The organism is Cupriavidus sp. TMH.W2 (genome assembly GCF_050847365.1).
Taxonomy (GTDB): Bacteria; Pseudomonadota; Gammaproteobacteria; order Burkholderiales; family Burkholderiaceae; genus Cupriavidus.
This window is the reverse complement of sequence record NZ_CP193793.1, coordinates 335,460-351,302: the sequence shown is the minus strand read 5'-3', so window position 1 is coordinate 351,302 and position 15,843 is coordinate 335,460. Positions and strand designations below refer to the sequence as shown.

At 65.3% G+C, this 15,843-nt stretch carries 12 protein-coding genes; 2 read left to right on the top strand and 10 right to left on the bottom strand.

Features of this window, described 5'->3' with window-relative positions:
• Nucleotides 1–17: 17 nt before the first annotated feature.
• The 10 genes from ACREYQ_RS19200 to ACREYQ_RS19155 form a co-directional block, all read right to left on the bottom strand.
• The gene (locus tag ACREYQ_RS19200; RefSeq protein WP_432261774.1) at nt 18–842 is read right to left on the bottom strand and encodes an SDR family oxidoreductase; all 825 of its coding nucleotides are present in this window, start codon (nt 840–842) and stop codon (nt 18–20) included.
• 54 nt (nt 843–896) lie between these two features.
• Complete coding sequence (locus ACREYQ_RS19195; RefSeq protein WP_432261773.1) at nt 897–1,658, bottom strand: enoyl-CoA hydratase/isomerase family protein; 762 nt, start codon at nt 1,656–1,658, stop codon at nt 897–899.
• Nucleotides 1,659–1,729: 71 nt separating this feature from the next.
• Nucleotides 1,730–2,926, bottom strand: coding sequence for a lipid-transfer protein (locus ACREYQ_RS19190; protein ID WP_432261772.1), 1,197 nt, complete (start codon nt 2,924–2,926; stop codon nt 1,730–1,732).
• 20 nt (nt 2,927–2,946) lie between these two features.
• Entirely contained in the window at nt 2,947–4,503 is a 1,557-nt protein-coding gene (locus tag ACREYQ_RS19185; protein ID WP_432261771.1) for an AMP-binding protein, read from the bottom strand.
• 50 nt (nt 4,504–4,553) lie between these two features.
• Complete coding sequence (locus tag ACREYQ_RS19180) at nt 4,554–5,030, bottom strand: Zn-ribbon domain-containing OB-fold protein (protein ID WP_432261770.1); 477 nt, start codon at nt 5,028–5,030, stop codon at nt 4,554–4,556.
• Nucleotides 5,031–5,034: 4 nt separating this feature from the next.
• Nucleotides 5,035–5,559 carry a Zn-ribbon domain-containing OB-fold protein gene (locus ACREYQ_RS19175; protein WP_011614760.1) on the bottom strand — a complete coding sequence of 175 codons (525 nt, stop codon included), beginning with the start codon at nt 5,557–5,559 and terminating at the stop codon, nt 5,035–5,037.
• A gap of 12 nt (nt 5,560–5,571) precedes the next feature.
• Entirely contained in the window at nt 5,572–6,771 is a 1,200-nt protein-coding gene (locus tag ACREYQ_RS19170) for a thiolase C-terminal domain-containing protein (protein ID WP_011614759.1), read from the bottom strand.
• Between the two features lie 55 nt (nt 6,772–6,826).
• Nucleotides 6,827–7,996 carry a thiolase family protein gene (locus tag ACREYQ_RS19165; RefSeq protein ID WP_432261769.1) on the bottom strand — a complete coding sequence of 390 codons (1,170 nt, stop codon included), beginning with the start codon at nt 7,994–7,996 and terminating at the stop codon, nt 6,827–6,829.
• Between the two features lie 28 nt (nt 7,997–8,024).
• A complete protein-coding gene (locus tag ACREYQ_RS19160; protein WP_432261768.1) occupies nt 8,025–9,596 on the bottom strand; it encodes a class I adenylate-forming enzyme family protein in 1,572 nt (523 codons plus the stop codon).
• Nucleotides 9,597–9,643: 47 nt separating this feature from the next.
• Nucleotides 9,644–10,429 (bottom strand): enoyl-CoA hydratase/isomerase family protein, encoded by a 786-nt coding sequence (locus ACREYQ_RS19155; RefSeq protein WP_432261767.1) that lies wholly within the window; start codon nt 10,427–10,429, stop codon nt 9,644–9,646.
• Between the two features lie 285 nt (nt 10,430–10,714).
• On the opposite strand from ACREYQ_RS19155, the gene ACREYQ_RS19150 reads away from it, so the two are divergent.
• Together ACREYQ_RS19150 and ACREYQ_RS19145 are read left to right on the top strand one after the other, a co-directional pair.
• Entirely contained in the window at nt 10,715–13,405 is a 2,691-nt protein-coding gene (locus tag ACREYQ_RS19150; protein ID WP_432261766.1) for a LuxR C-terminal-related transcriptional regulator, read from the top strand.
• Between the two features lie 129 nt (nt 13,406–13,534).
• Nucleotides 13,535–15,808: an acyl-CoA dehydrogenase gene (locus tag ACREYQ_RS19145; protein ID WP_432261765.1), complete on the top strand. Its 2,274-nt coding sequence runs from the start codon at nt 13,535–13,537 to the stop codon at nt 15,806–15,808.
• Nucleotides 15,809–15,843: the final 35 nt, after the last annotated feature.

Sequence of the window (15,843 nt, the reverse complement as noted above, 5' to 3'; positions counted from 1 at the left end):
TCGCCGGACAGCGCCCTTCAGGCTGGCGTTCCGGTCGCCGCAACCGCACGGCCCGCCGCTTCGAGTGACACCTTGACGCTCTCCAGGGCACCACCGCCGTCGCACGGCACAAGCGCGCCCGAGATATACCCCGCATAGGGCGATGCCAGGAACAGCGCAAGATTGGCGATATCGTCCACGGTGCCAAAGCGCTGCATCGGCACGCTGGATTGCGCAGCGGCGCGCTCCGCTTCGGTGGGCGCCATCAACCGCCTGAAGCCCTCCGTACCCTCGATCGGCCCTGGCGAGATCGAGTTGATGCGGATGCCATCACCGCCCCATTCGAGCGCGAGCACGCGCGTCAGTTGGTCGACCCCCGCCTTGGCGGCACTGGCGTGCGCCTGATAGCGCATCGGCACGAACGACTGCGGCGCCGTGATATTGATCACCGCCGCGCCAGGCTTGCGCAGGTGGCCATAGGCCTGGCGCAGCACGTGGAAGGTGCCCACCAGGTCGATGTCGACCACCACGCGAAAGCCGTTCGACGACATGTTCTTCGCCTCGCACAGGAAGTTGCCCGCGGCACCGGAAATCAGCACATCGACAGGGCCGAAGCGCTCGACCGCTTCAGAGAACGCCCGGCCTACCGCCTCGAAATCGCGCACATCGGCGCAGACCCCAAGGACCGGCCCGCCAAGCTGTGCGAGGTGCTGATGCGCGGCATCGACGTTCTCCTGCTTGCGGCTGGCCACTGTCACGCTGGCGCCTTGCCTGGCGAATGCCTGCGCGATGCCGAAGTTGATGCCGGTGGTACCGCCGAATACGACGACGTGGCGGCCTGTGAAATCGAGATTGACTTGCATTGATTTACCTCGTGAAGAACGCCGCTAGAGCCATAGTCGCCCGGCGTCCCGTTGTCAGTAGAACCTGGGCGCCCGCCTTTCGGTAAAGGCAGCAATGCCTTCGGCGGCATGAGCACTGGCAGCGGACTCGATCATCAGCCGGTGCTCCAGATCAAGCTGCTCGTGCAGTGTTCTTTCGTAAGCACCATCGACCAGTTGCTTGATCCGGCCCAGCGCCGCGGTCGCGCCGTGCGCCAGTGCTTCAGCCAGAGCGTCCGTGCGTGCCGGGAGCTCCGCATCGGGGACCAGCTCACTCACGATCCCCATCTCCAGGCACTGTTGGGCGGAAAGCGCCGCATTGGTGAAGAAGATGTGCTTGGCGCGCATGGCGCCGACGCGGCGCGCCAGGAACCAGGACGAACCGGCATCCGGCGTGAGCCCGATAGCGGAATAGCCGCCGCGCAGCTTCATCGACTCGGCCGCCAGCACGATATCCGCGCAGAGCGCCAGGCCGATGCCGCCGCCGCCAACCGGGCCCTTGACGGCGCTGATCACCGGAACCGGCAGCGTGGCGAGCTTGTACAGGGCAGCATGCAATGGGCCAAGCAGTTCCTCCAGCATGGACGGCAGGCCCGCACCGGCATCGAGGAAGGCGTCGATGTTCCCGCCGGCGCAGAATTGCCGCCCGGCAGCGCGCAGCACGACCGCGCGCACCTCCGTGTCGGCTGCCACCTCGTCGATGCACCCGATCAGCGCGCGCACCGCTTCGGCGTCGATGGCATTGCCCCGCTCGGGCCGGTTCAGCGTAAGCGTGGCGACGGCACCTTGCCGCGCCAACAGGACTGGCTGGTTCATGTTCAGGCTCGCGGAGATGATTTCCAGTGGTTGCGTTGAGCAGGGCCTGAAGCTCAGCCCTGGCGCTGCAGGATCGCGACCGATACTGCAGTGCCCAGCCCGCCGTTGTGCTGGAGCGCTGTACGGGCGCCCTCGACCTGCCGCTGGCCGGCGCAGCCGCGCAACTGGATGGCGAGCTCGGTAATTTGCGCCAGCCCGGTTGCGCCCAGTGGATGCCCTTTGGACAACAAGCCACCTGACGGACATACCACCACCTGGCCGCCGTAGGTGTTGCGTCCCTCGACAACGAAGCGCTCAAGGTCTTCCTCTTCGCAGAAGCCCAGGCACGCGTAGGTGAGCAACTCGTTGCTGACGAAGCAGTCGTGCACTTCCGCCACGTCAATGTCCTGCGGCGCCACGCCGGCCGTAGCGTACGCGCGGTCAGCCGTGCGCCGCGCGGCGCCCCGGCTCAGCGCATCGGGCACGTTCGGCGGATCGAGGTCGGCAGAAATATCGCTGCCTATTTCGTGCGCGAGGATCGCCACGTCCGTACGCAGCCCGTGGCGTCGCGCAAACGGCTCGCTGCACACGATCACAGCGGCGGCGCCACAGCTCGGCGGGCAGGCGTAGAGCTTGCGCAGGCGCCCCCAGACCGTGGGGGCGGCCAGCACCTCTTCTACTGTGAGCGAATCGCGGAAGATCGCGTGCGGATTGTGCCTGGCATGCGCGCGCGCCTTGACGGCAATGCGAGCGAATACCTCGTCCGGGATCTTCAGTTCGCGCGCCGTCCATTCGAGCTGCGAGCCGAACATCATCAGCGCGGGTGGCAACGCGCGTTCCGCCTCACCAAAACCCATCGCCGCCGCCACGCTCTCGAGGTGACGCTCCAGCGGATCGGCATGGTTTGGAAACACCCGGTCGAGCGCGCCGGGCTGCATTTGCTCGAAGCCGACCGCAAGCGCGCATTCCGCCGCGCCCGCCATCACCGCCTGCCGCGCCAGGTACAGCGCCGAGGAGCCCGAAGCACAGTTGTTGTTGACGTTGGTGATAGGGATGCCGGTCATGCCGACCCGGTAGAGCGCGCGCTCTCCTGAGCACGAGTCTCCATAGACGAAGCTCGCGAAAGCCTGGTCCACCAGGCTGTAGTCGATGCCGGCATCGGCCAGGGCGGTGCGCACCGCCTTTTCAGCCATCACGTCATAGGGGTCGCTCTGGCCGGGGCGCCGGAACGGCACCATCCCGACGCCGGCGATCAGTACATTGCTGCTCATGGATTTCCTCGTCCCTGTATTCAGATGCTGCGGTTCTGCGCAGTCCAGTACGGCGTGCGCAGGTCCTTCTTCAGCACCTTGCCGTTGGGGCTGCGCGGCAGTGTGGCGACAAAATCCACCGACTTCGGCGCCTTCACGCTGCCCAGCCTTTCCTTGCACAGCGCAATCAGCTCCTCGCCGCTCACGACCATGCCTGGGTTCAGTTCGACCACGGCCTTGACTGCCTCGCCCCAGGTGGCATCCGGCACGCCGATCACCGCGCAGTCCTGCACTGCCGGGTGGGCCCAGATCACCTGCTCGACTTCGCTGGGATAGACATTGAAGCCACCCGTGATGACCATGTCCTTCTTGCGGTCCGTGATACGCAGGTAGCCGTCGCCATCGATGTGCCCGATGTCGCCGGTGTGCAGCCAGCCGTCGACGATCGCCTCGGCCGTCTTCTCCGGCGCCTTGTAGTAACCTTTCATCACTAGGTCGCCGCGCACGCAGATCTCGCCCGTCTCGCCGGTGCCGATCGGCTCGTTGCGCTCGTTCATGATGGCCACGCGCACCAACGGGCCGGGGCGACCGCACGCAAGCAGCCGCGCGTCGTCGGCGATCTCGCCGTCGGCGAAGTTCTCCTCAGGCCGCTTGATCGCGATCGATCCTGGCGCCTCGGTCTGGCCGTAGGCTTCCATCAAGACCGGCCCGAACACCGCCATCGCGCGGCGCAGCTTTTCGGCCGACATCGGCGCCGCGCCGCAGATGAAGTACTTCAGCGAGGAGTAGTCGTGCTCCCCGATGCCCGGCATGTCGAGCAGCCGGTAGATCACGGTCGGGGGCAGAAAGAACTCGCTGACCCGGTGCCTCTCGATTGCCTCGACCAGCGCGGCAGGATCCGGCTTGGTCAGCACCACCACCGTGCCGCCACGCGCGGTACACGGCAGTGACAGCACGCCCGCCGTGTGCGTCATCGGTGCGGCGGCCAGGTTCACGATCTTCTCGTCGGCGCGGTAGCTGCAGGCAATCATGAACTGCGCGCAGAAGGCCTGGAAGCTGCGATGGGTGTTCATCACCCCCTTGGGCAGCCCCGTCGTGCCGCCAGTTGGCATCACGGCGACGGTGTCATCCGGCTCGTACGAGACCACGGGCCTGGTCGCTGGCTGCCCCGCAACCCAGTCAGAAAGTCCGCTTGCTCCTGGCACGGCCTCTTCGATGCAGACATAGAGCCGGACCTTGGGCAACTTCGGTCGCATGGCCTCGACGACAGGCGCGAATGCCTTCTGGAAGAACAGCACTTCGCAGTCAAAGCCGTCCAGCAATTGCTGGTTCTCTTCCGTCGAACCGCGCGGATTGACCGGCATCCACGCCATCCCGGCTCGCCACAGGCCCAGCGTGCAGGTCCACGCGGTGGGGTGGTTGGCGCCCAGCACCGCACCGATCTTGCCGCGCCCCATGCCCGCCGCGAGCAGCGCGTGCGCGATGCGGCATGACAGCGTGCCCACTGCATCGAAGGTGAACAACTCGTCGTCCATCACGTAGGCCACAGCATCGGGATCGATCTGCCAGCCGCGGTCGAAGAAATCGATGATCGCCATATCTTGTCTCCTGAGCCCGGCTTGCGCGCCTGCGCGCCGCCGGATCTCGATCAGGCGCTGTCGCCGACCGGTTTGAAGTAGCGGATGTCCCAGATGTTGCCCAGGCGCTCGTCCGCCAGCACCGCGCGCACGCGCATGCCGGTCTTCACGGCCGCGGCATCGACGTCGCCAAGGTAGTGCGCCAGCGCCGTGTCGGCGCCATCCAGGCGGATGAGCGCGAGGACATAGGGGCGGGCTACGGGTTGCAGCATCCCGGGCTCGCGCACAATGGTGAAAGAGACCACCGTGCCGGTGTCGCTGACATCGACCCACTCGTTCAGTTCGGCAAAACACTCGGGGCAGGACAGCCGCGGCGGCACATAGCTGCATGCGCAGGCAGCGCAGCGGGTCGCAGTGATCCTGCCGTGGTCGCGCAGTGCAGCGAAGAAGCGGCCATTGGTCTCGCCGACGTCGTAGTTGATGTCGGCATACAGCACCGGCTGGCGCAAGATGGCGGATTCCGCGTCTTCCAGGTATGCGGGATACATTGCCTTAGTCTCCTTGTGTTGTGGCAGGGTCGCGCACCGGCTCCCAGTAAAGGATGTCGGTCATCAACCCCTTGCGCTCGGCCTCGGGCCGGAACACGGCGCGCACACGCATGCCGTTGTGCACCTTGCTCAGGTCGGTTTCGCCGATGTAGTGCCACAGGAAGCCGGCATTGCGGCCCGGCGAATCGACCATCAGCACGCCGACGGGATAGGCGCTTGACTGCACCGACAGATCGTTGGTGTCGATGAATGGCATGTTGAACGACATGAAGCCCGCCACTGTGGCCTCGGGCCCCATCTCCACCCATTGCGGATCCTCGAAGTTCTCGCCATGGCAGACGCTGCAAACGGCCTGCGGCGGCAGCATGCTGAAGCCGCAATGGCGACAAACCATGCCCATGAGGCGGCCGTTGTCGCGCATTTCGCGGGAAAACCTGCCGTTGAACAAGCCCAGCGGGTACTCCATGAAGAAGGGCGTGCGCAGGCGCGTCGGCGGCACGGGAAGGGTTTCGGGTTGCTCGGTGCTCATTGCCTTTCCTCCTTACTTGTCCTTGGACAGCAGCATCAGCGGCGTCCAGCCGGTGCCGCCGAAGCCAGTGGCCAGGCCAAGCCTGACATCGCGCGGGACCTGGTGCTCGCCGGCATCGCCGCGGATCTGCAGGGCCAGTTCGCCATAACGCAGCAGGGTCGAGGGAACGCCCGGGTTGGTACACGTGACCCCGCCTGATGGGTTAATGGGCAGTTCGCCATCGATATCGGTGGCGCCGGTGCCCATCAGCTTCCATGCCTGGTTCGGCTCGCACAGGCCCATGGTTTCCATCCACACAAGTTCGGCCCAGGTGCAGGGCTCGTACATCTCGATCACATCGAGCTGTTTGGCCGGATGCGTGATGCCGTTGCGCTTGTAGAGCACTTCGCACGCCTTGGCCAGGCTCGGCAGCACGCAACGCTCCCTGGGGGCGATGAAGTCCTGCAGCGCGGCCCAGTGCTGCGCGGAGTGGATGGTGACCATGTCCTTCACCCATACCGGCTTTTTGGTGAGCTTATGCGCCACGTCCTCGCTGGCGAAGATCATCGCCGCTGAGCCTTCGGTGATCGGGCACATATGGAGCTGGCGCATCGGCGCCGTCAGCATCGGCGAGTTGAGCACGTCTTCCACGGTCAGGTGCTCGCGCAGATGCGCATAGGGGTTTTTAAGCGCGTTGTTGGCGGCCTTGACCCGGGCGATGGCAACCGCTTCCTCGGTGCAACCGGACAGCTTCACATAGGAGCTCGCCATCAGGGAGAAGGTCCCCACGGCGCCCACGCTGCACCATTTCTCGGTAAGCGCGTGCAGGCCGGAGTTGATCGCCGCCTGCAGGAATGGCCCGCGCGGCAGCGTGCCGGGCGGCGGGCCCACGAACTTCGCCGTTGCCGACACCAGCGCGACGTCGCAAGCGCCGGCTGCAATATGGTGTACGGCCGACAGCGCCGCCGACCCGCCCACGGTGCCGCCGGTCTCGATCTTGACCACGGGCTTGCGGCGGTGCCCGACCCAGTCGGCCAGCTCCATCTCCGACTCCGCGGTGCCCGACACATAGTCGATGTCGGCCAGGACGATCTCGTCGACCTGCTTCATCGTGATCTGCGCATCTTCCAGCGCCCGCCGCACGGCCTGGTTGGCCAGCTCCGCCTTGCTCAGCGGGCTGCGCGCCATCATCTCCGTCTGGCCGAAGCCGACGATTGCCACTCTGCGATTCATTCTGTTTCTCCGTTGCCGCGCTGGCTCGCGTCGTCGTGCGTCACCAGCCCGTTCATCAGGGGGTGGTGCCCAGGACCATGACCTGCTGCAGTTGCCCGCAAGGTCCCGAAGCCAGATGGGCAAGCCCTGTGCGGGCGCCGTCCACCTGGCGCGCGCCCGCCTCGCCACGCAGTTGCAGCACGATCTCGGCAATTCGGGCCATGCCGATGGTGGTATGGGCACAGCCGGACAGCGCGCCACCGGACAGGTTGACGGGCTGACGGCCACCACGGCGACTCGTGCCCGAATCCAGCCAACGGCCGCCCTGACCGGCGTCGCACAGGCCAAGCCCCTCGTAGGTCATCAGCTCCTGATAGGAGAACTCATCAGTCACCTCGAGCAGGTCGATCTCCTTGCGCGGATCGCTGATGCCAGCCATGCGATAGGCCTTGTTCGCGGCAATCTTCAGCACCTCGGATTCCGCGAGGTCGCGATCCCCCAGGTAGTAGCCGTCGCAGCAATTGGCCTGCCCCTTGATCCAGACGGGCTTGCTGGTCAGTTGCCGGGCCCGCTGCTCGCTGGCCAGCAGCATTACGATGGCGCTGTCGCCGAACGGACGCGTCTGCAGCGCCGTGATCGGATCCGACAAGGCTTTCGAGCCGAGCACGTCGGCAATGCTGTAGTCGCCTGCTCGCAGCGCCAGCGGGTTGTCCTTTGCGTGACGCAGGTTCTTCACGGACACCCCGGCACATTGCTCGGAGGTGACACCGTACTTCTCCATGTAGCGGTTTGCCTGTAGTGCGGCAGCCTGGACGTTGTCGAGGCCGAGCGGCCGGCAGAAGAATGGATCGAAGACTTTGTTCTCGATCGCATTGCCCGCGCTGCGGCTGGTTGAGTCGTGGCAAACAGCAACCACGAGTACCGTTTCAAACTCGCCGGAGGCGATCTGCCAGGCCGCCTCAAGGACGCCGACGGCGCCGTCCTGGTCGATCTTTTCATCGGGACGAAGGTTCGCGCCGGCAACGTCCACCACCAGCGAGGCCGAGAATGGCCGCGCGATGCGCGAGTGTTCGTGGCAGATCAGGCTTGCGTCGATCCCGCCCTTCTCATAGGCCGGCAGGAACCGCAGGCCGGTTTCCTGCAGAACCGGACGGATTGCCTGGTAGGCCAGTTCCTCGGGCGAACACGCCCGTTTTTCGTTGTAGTTGACTTGTGCCATCGAGACGATGGCGACACGGTTTGACATGCTCATCTTGTTGCCCTCGAGCTGTTGACTAGTTCACCTTGCGCTGCTGATCGGCCCAGTATTTGTCGCGCACTTGCCGGCGCAGCACCTTGCCGATCACCGTCATCGGGAGCTGGTCAACGATGGTCACTGTCTTCGGTGCCTTGTACCCGATGCGGTCCTTGCAGAAGGCGACGATCTCGGTTGGATCGGCTGTATGGCCTTCCTTGAGCACCACCTCGGCGTGCACGGATTCGCCCCACTCGGCATGCGGCACGCCCACTGCCGCCGACATCAGCACGGCGGGGTGCGTATTGAGCGCGGCCTCGACCTCGATGGCGTAGACGTTGAAACCGCCGCTGATGATCATGTCCTTCTTGCGATCGACGATGTACACATAGCGTTCTTCGTCGAGGTAGCCGAGGTCACCGGACTTCCAGAAGCCATCCTGGAATTCGGCTGCGGTCGCCTCCGGATTCTTGTAGTAGCCCTTGATCACGCCTGGTCCGCGGATCCAGAGTTCGCCGGTCTTGCCGACCGGCAGTTCGTGGCCTTGTTCGTCCATCACCACGATCTCGGTTTCCGGCAGCGCGATGCCGGTAGAGCTCAGGTGCCGGTTGCTCTGGCCGGGCGCACACAGGTGCTCTGCCTTGCTCAGCACGGCCACGGGTGCCAGCACTTCGCTGCTGCCATAGGCCTGGATGAAGATGTTGCCGAACTTCTCCTGCAGCAGCGCGAGCTTGGCCGGACTCATCGGCGCCGCCGCATAGAGGATCGTGCGCAGGCTGGACAGGTCAAATTGCTCGTGCAGGCCAAATTCCAGGAAGCGGTAAAGGATGGTCGGCACGAGGTGGCTGGATGTGATCCGCTCGTTCTGGATATTCGCGCAGAACTGCGTGAGATCTGAAGCGTTCATCGTCACATGGCAGCCACCCTTGAAAGCAAGCGTCGTGGCATAGGCCGCGGATCCGTGGCTCAGCGGCGTAATGCTCAGGTGACGGGCGTCGTAGCCGAACATGTCGTCCGGCATCGAATAGAAGTAACGATGCAGCGCCAGCCAGTTGTTCAGCGTGTACATGCAGCACTTGCCGCGGCCGGTGGTGCCGCCGGTGAAGCGCAGGAGCATCGGTTCGTCTGCGTCCAGCTCGATATGCGGCTCCGCGTCCGACACGCCCTCCAGCAGATCCCAGAAACAGGACACGCCATCGCGGGGCGCCGCGAGCGGATCCATGCATACGATCCGGATGCCACGCTGGCGCAGCGTGTCGTAGTACTTGTCCAGCAGCGCGGTTTCGAGGAATACCACCTTGGGCTCGACCCAGTCGATCTGCCAGAGGTGCTCGTCGAAGGTGTCCCGAAAGTTGCACCATGCCGCCTTCACGTCCGCCTTGGCCAGCGTGCAGAAGGTCAGCAGGCTCATATTGTCGTTGTCGAGGATAGTCAGGTAGACGTCGCCTGACGCAAGCCTGAGCCGCTCCTTGATCAAGCGGGCGATCCGATTGGTGAGCCGGTGCAGCTCCATGTGGGTAAAGCGGCGGTCGCGCTCGACATTGACCAGCGCCTCGCGTTGCGCGAAACGCGAGGCGGCATCCAGCGACCACCTCGAGAAGTCGATCTTCATCTTTGTCTCCTTTATGTTCTTGGCTCGCCTGGGGCCAGCCCGGACGGTCAGATGCCGCGGAATGCAGGCGGCCGCTTCTCGCTGTAGGCGGCGAGACCCTCGCGGAAGTCATGGGACCGGGTGTGCTGCTGGCACACCAGCAGTTCGTCGCGCAGCGCGGCGTCCAACGACAGGTCGACTGAGCGATTGGCCACTTCCTTCATGCGGCGCAGCACGAGACTGCTCCTGGCCGCCATCCGCTCTGCCAGCGCCGCCACCGCCGGCAGTAGTTCCTCGTCGGGCAGCACCTCGTTGAGCAGCCCCCAGGCCTGCATCTGCGCGGCGTCGGCAAGATCGCCCGTAAACAGCAGTTGCTTGGCCCGGCTGAGGCCGACGCGGCGCGACATGACCGCTGCGCCGCCACCGCCAGGAAACACGCCGTAGTTGGCATGGCCGTCGCCGATCCTCGCGCTCGCCGCGCCGATCAGGATGTCGCAGCACATCGCCAGTTCCAGCCCGCCTGCGATGGTCAGCCCGTTGATGGCAGCGATAACTGGCTTGGGCATGTTGCGCAGCAGCGAAAGCGTGGCAAGCGTGCGATCGGCGAAATTCGGCTCGCCCGGGGCGGTGTCGAGGCCGGCAAGCAGCGCCTTGAGATCGGCGCCAGCGCAGAACGCGCGGCCGGATCCGGTCAGCACCAGTACGGCCTGGCCCGCATCGGCCCGTACTGCGGTGAGCGCATCATGAAGCTCTTCGAGCATGCGCTGGTTCACCGCATTCAGCTCGGCTGGCCGGTTCAACGTGATCCATGCGACTGGCCCACGCTGTTCATGGATAATGGTTTCGTAGTGCATTTCGCCCTGTCTCCTTGCGAGGCGGGGTGGCAGCGTCACAGCGTGCCCTGGCCGCCCAGCTTCGGTTGAGTCCGGATCTGGCTGTCCCTTCGCTTCTGGTTCAATGATGGGTTGCCGGCCGGGTGGGCGCACCACACTTATCGGGTGTAATCGGGTGTGGCAGGGCCATAGTTGTGCGCCGAAGATCCATCGTGCGGGATGGCTCGAGGGACACAAGGCGGCCGCTTAGACCTTCCGCGGCGCTTCCGATAAGATGCAGTTCGCATGTCAGCAGGAGACCCTGGCTTGGCCCCCGATCGCCTTCTTATCCCCACCAAGTTCGCGCCGCCGCGCATTAGCCCGCAGTCCACGCCGCGGGCCAAGCTGCTGGCGCGGCTGCTGGATTCGCGCGACAGCCGGCTGACGCTGGTGTGCGGCAGTGCGGGCTTCGGCAAGACGACCTTGCTGGCCCAGTGGCGCCAGCAGTTGCTCAAGGACGGGGAACTGGTCTGCTGGCTGTCCCTGTCACCGGACGAGAGGCGCTTGCCGCAGTTTCGCGCCTATCTGACCGGCGCGCTGCAGCAGGCAGGACTGCCCGTCGATGACGGGACTGCCCTTGCCTCTGAGGTGCGCGCCGATCTGCCGGTTGCAGGACTGATCGCGACCATCGTTGACGCGGTGTGCCAGCGACGCGAGGACGTGTTCCTCTTCATCGACGATTATCATCACGTCGACGACAGCGACACCCATGCGCTGATTCAGGGTCTGGTGGATCACGGGCCCGAGACCCTGCACCTGATCCTGGCCTCACGGACCCATCCACCGCTTGCCGTAAACCGCCAGCGCCTGACCGGGGAGCTGTCGGAGATTACCTTCCCCGACCTCCCGTTCGATTTCGCGGAAACGCAGGACTTCCTGGCCAAGCACCTCGGCGAAGTCGTGCCGGACGATGCGCGCCTGATCCACGACATCACCGACGGGTGGCCGGTCTGCCTCCAGATGATTTGCATCCGGCTCAAGCGCAGCCCGGCCAACCGGGACATGCTGTCTCAGATGCTGCATCGCCGAACGGATCTGCAGCGCTATCTCTCCGAAGACGTGGTGCGCCATCTGGCGCCAGACGTCGCCGACTTCATCGAGAAGCTTTCGGTCTTGCGCCGCTTCAATGCCGATCTGGCGCAACACGTCACAGACAATGCAAAGGCCCCTGCGCTGCTCCACCAGATCGAGCGTGAAAACCTCTTCGTGCTGCCGGTCGAGCTCGACAGCCCACAGCCGTGGTACCGACTTCATCCGCTTTTTGCCAGCTTCCTCCAGGACCGGCTGCAACAGCGCGATCCAGCGCTGATGCGCGAAATCCATGCGCGGGCCAGCCAGTGGTTCGAGCAACGCAGCCTCCTGATTGAAGCGCTACGTCACGCCTATCACGCGCACGACACCGAGGCCGCAGTGCACTTGGTCGAGCGGGCCGATCTGCCGCTGCGCAGCATGAGCTTCTTCAGCACGCTGCAACACTGGATGGACGAACTTCCGGCCGATGTGCTGCTCGGCCATCCCCGGCTGCTGCTCCTCGGTTGCTGGGCGCTGGTAGCCGCGGGCCGCTGGCGCGACGCGCAGGGCTGGCTTGAGCGGCTGGAGAAGACGCCGCGCACGCTGGCGCCTGGCCTTGCCTTGCATGCGCTCTACCTGCGGGCCAGCATCGCGCTGCAACGCGACGACACCGAAGCCGCATTGGCCCTCGTGGCGCCGTCGGACTTCGAAAGCCTGACCGATCGCTTCCTGCGCCAGGCGCACCTGGCTGTGCTCAGTTTTTCCTATTGCGCGGCCGGGCGGTACGAGGACGCCCGCTCGCTCCACGAGCACATCGCGCGGTTGCCACGCTCGGAGCTTCAGGATGAGATGGCCCTGGTGGCCGAATCGACCCTGCTGCTCAGCCACCTGCTCGAGGGCAACAATCGCGAGGCCATCCGCACCGGCAGTGCCCTGGTGGCGCGAGCCGAGGCAGCGCACGGCCGGCGTTCGGTGTCGGCCGTCAACAGCGCGGCATTCCTCGCCAACGCGTATTACGAGGCCGACCTGCTGGCCGAGGCGAACGAAGTGCTGGCCAACCGGCTCGATTTGCTGCGTCTGTCCTCGCCCGAGCCGATGACGCTTGCGATCATCGTCCGCAGCCGCCTGATGGCGACGCAGGCCTCGGCAGCGCAGGGACTGCACGCGCTGAGCGAGGAGGAAGTCCGCTGCCGCGAGCTGGCCTTGGATCGGCCTTTGGCCTATGTGCTGGCCGGACAAGCGCGGTTGGAACTCCAGTTGAACCATCAGGATGCCGCCCGGAAGCTGCAGACTGAACTTGACCGATTGGCCAGCCGCTATCGCTACGGAACGGGTTTCCTCGCTGAGATCGAGGCGATCGCGGCCCTGACCGGAGCCCGGCTGGCGCTGGCCGGCATGGACTGGAACGAAGCGCTGGCGCGCGCAGAAACGCTGCGCAGCTACGGTATGGCATACGGGCGGCAAAAATGTGTGGTGCAGGCCGACTTGCTGGCGGGCACCGCTCTTGCTGAAATGGACGAGGCTACCGAAGCCATGCGTCTTCTGCGGGCTGCTGTCGAAGCAGCACAGAGGCTGGGGCTCGTTCGCACGTTGCTCGATGAAGGCGAGCGCGTGCGGCAGGCCTTGCAGCAACTGCAGCCCACCCTTGGCCCAGGCTCCGGCGGCGACTATCTGGTCGAGGTCCTGCGCCGCGGTGTCGCCGCGCATACGCCGGTTCAGCAGGCCGGTGCGCCCGACGCGCAGGCGAACGGCCCCGAGCTCAAGCCGCGCGAGATCGAAATCCTGCGCCTGGCCGCGCAGTCCATGTCGAACAAGCGGATCGCACTGACCCTCAACCTCACGTTGGACACAGTGAAGTGGAACATGAAGAACGTGTTCGAGAAGCTTGGAGTTCCGAGCCGCTACGACGCGGTGACCGCCGCGCGCAGGCGTGGCCTGATCGACTGACGGCGCGCTCACTCCGCCGCCCGCCGGACACCCGAAAAGTGTGGTGACGGTATGGCGCCGGCGAACCAGAATCTCCTGACAAGGCATCCATCACGGCCGCATCGCGACTGATGCGGCACAGGAGACATCATGACCCAGGAGCAAACGACATTCCCCTCGGCAGCAATGCTGCCAAGTGACGAAGAGCGGCTGATGCTGCAGGAGAGCCTGCGTCGCCTGCTCGCCCGGAGGTGGGCCGCCGAGCAGGCCGTGGAGCTTGCCGCAGCCCCTCTGGCGCTGACGTCGATCTGGCGAGACCTGGCGGAGCAAGGCCTGACCAGCCTGGGCAGCAATCCGCAGGAAGGCGGCATGCGAGAAATTGCCGTGGCGCTGGAAGAACTGGGGCGCGCCGCCTGCCCAGCGCCTCTGATCGGTGCCGCACTTGCCAATCTCGCCCTGTCACCGCACCTGCCAGGGCGTCCCAGTTCCGACGAGTCGGCCGCACTACTGAGTGCGCTGCATCGCGGCGACGCCAGCGTGAGCTTCGCCTTCGGCAGCTTTGACGGCGATCGGCAAGCGGGCGGCGTGCGGGTCGCCAACGGCAAGCTGCACGGGCGCATTGCCTTTATCGAGGCCGGAACGCATGCCACCCACCTGCTCGTTCTGGCCGAGCCGGGGCCGGTACTGGCTATCGTACCGCGCGACGCGGCCGGCCTGAGCGTGACGGAAACACCTGGGTTGGCGGTGCCTCCGCTGGCAGCGGCAAGCTTCGACCACGTGCCCGCGTCAACGTTGCCGCTCCCGCCCGGGCTGGCCGAGGACCTGCGTCGGATCGGCGCGCTTGCCCTGCTGGCGCGCGCGCTCGGCGCCGCCCGGCAAGGCTTCGACATGGCCGTTGCCTATGCCAAGGAACGACAGCAGTTCGGCCAGCCGATCGGGCGCTTCCAGGCGATACAGCACAAACTCGCCAACTGCCTGATGGCGCTGGAGGCCGCACGCCTGATGCTCCACAACGCCGCCAGGACGCATGACCTCGGCTCCGAGAACTGGCGGATCCTTGGCGCCGCCGCACGCGCCTTCGCCGGCCCTGCGCTGCGTCAGGTATCCCTCGAAACGCATCACACCTTCGGCGCCATCGCTTATTCGGAGGAACATGAGGCGCCGCGGCATTTCCGGCGCACGCATGCGGATCTGGCGCGCCACGGCGGCGTACGCGAGGCGCGTGAGGAGCTCGCCCGGGCGCTGCTCGAGCAGGGCGTGATGCTTCCCGAGCACGATCTCGGCCCGGCCGGAAATGCGTTCCGTCATGAGGTACGGGCCTGGCTGAAGGAAAACTGGTCTAGTGATTCGCCCAGACACAAACAGGACCATGCCTACGAAGAGTGGGGCTACGACACGCAGTTCACCAGGCTGTTAGGCAGCAAAGGCTGGAACACGATGAGCTGGCCCAGGGAGTATGGTGGCCAGGGACGCACGCCCTACGAGCAACTCGCATTCATGGAAGAGATCCAGCAAGCCGGTGCACCCATGGGCGGCCGCGGGGACATCCAGGCGCATGCACTGATGGCCTTCGGAACGGCAGAGCAACAGGCCGAGTTCCTGCCCAGGCTCGCCTGCGGCGAGATCACCTTCTGCCTGGGCTACAGCGAACCAGGGTCGGGCTCGGACCTCGCATCGATGCAGACGACCGCCGAGCGCGACGGCGACGAGTGGGTCATCAACGGCCAGAAAATCTGGACCACGGCCGCCGAAAAGGCGGATTACATATGGCTGGCCGCCCGCACCGACAGGAATGCGGTGCGGCCGCACGCTGGCCTCAGCATCTTCATTGTTCCAATGAACAGCCCGGGCCTCACCGTCAGACCATCGATGGCGATGTACGGTCACACGTTCTGCCAGGAGTTTCTGGACAATGTCCGGGTTCCCGCCAGTGCGTTGGTCGGGAAACTCAACGACGGCTGGACAATCCTGACATCGGCGCTTGCAACGGAGCGCATGATGATGGGAAGCTTCATCGCCAATGCCCGCGCGGAATTCGAACGACTGGTTCGTTGCGTCCGTGACAAGACGGTGCTGGCCAATGATGGGGCAGTTCGCGACCGCATTGGCGCGCTGGCGGCCGAAGTGGAAGCAGGGCGGCAGTTGTTCATGAAGAGTATCGCCATGGCCGAGCAAGGCAAGGTCCCCATTCATGAAGCGGCCATGAGCAAGGCCTTTACGGGCGAACTGATGGAACGCCTGGGCCAGGCGGCGCTCGATATCCTCGGCACTGGAGCAACCTTGTCCGAGGATGCCGAAAGCGCGATCGCCAACGGCAGGTTCGAACAGTTGCTGCGCTACGCGATCCTGACCGTCATCGGCGGCGGCACCGCGGAAATTCAGCGAAACCTGATCGCCCAGCGTGGGCTGGGGTTACCTCGTTGAAGACCGGATGCCGATGTCCCCTTCAGCCCACGCAT

Excerpts from the sequence above, each read along its gene's own strand:
- ACREYQ_RS19200 (WP_432261774.1), bottom strand. The coding sequence starts at position 842 with ATGCAAGTCAATCTCGATTTCACAGGCCGCCACGTCGTCGTATTCGGC.
- ACREYQ_RS19190 (WP_432261772.1), bottom strand. The coding sequence starts at position 2,926 with ATGAGCAGCAATGTACTGATCGCCGGCGTCGGGATGGTGCCGTTCCGG.
- ACREYQ_RS19185 (WP_432261771.1), bottom strand. The coding sequence starts at position 4,503 with ATGGCGATCATCGATTTCTTCGACCGCGGCTGGCAGATCGATCCCGAT.
- ACREYQ_RS19180 (WP_432261770.1), bottom strand. The coding sequence starts at position 5,030 with ATGTATCCCGCATACCTGGAAGACGCGGAATCCGCCATCTTGCGCCAG.
- ACREYQ_RS19175 (WP_011614760.1), bottom strand. The coding sequence starts at position 5,559 with ATGAGCACCGAGCAACCCGAAACCCTTCCCGTGCCGCCGACGCGCCTG.
- ACREYQ_RS19170 (WP_011614759.1), bottom strand. The coding sequence starts at position 6,771 with ATGAATCGCAGAGTGGCAATCGTCGGCTTCGGCCAGACGGAGATGATG.
- ACREYQ_RS19165 (WP_432261769.1), bottom strand. The coding sequence starts at position 7,996 with ATGTCAAACCGTGTCGCCATCGTCTCGATGGCACAAGTCAACTACAAC.
- ACREYQ_RS19160 (WP_432261768.1), bottom strand. The coding sequence starts at position 9,596 with ATGAAGATCGACTTCTCGAGGTGGTCGCTGGATGCCGCCTCGCGTTTC.
- ACREYQ_RS19155 (WP_432261767.1), bottom strand. The coding sequence starts at position 10,429 with ATGCACTACGAAACCATTATCCATGAACAGCGTGGGCCAGTCGCATGG.
- ACREYQ_RS19145 (WP_432261765.1), top strand. The coding sequence starts at position 13,535 with ATGACCCAGGAGCAAACGACATTCCCCTCGGCAGCAATGCTGCCAAGT.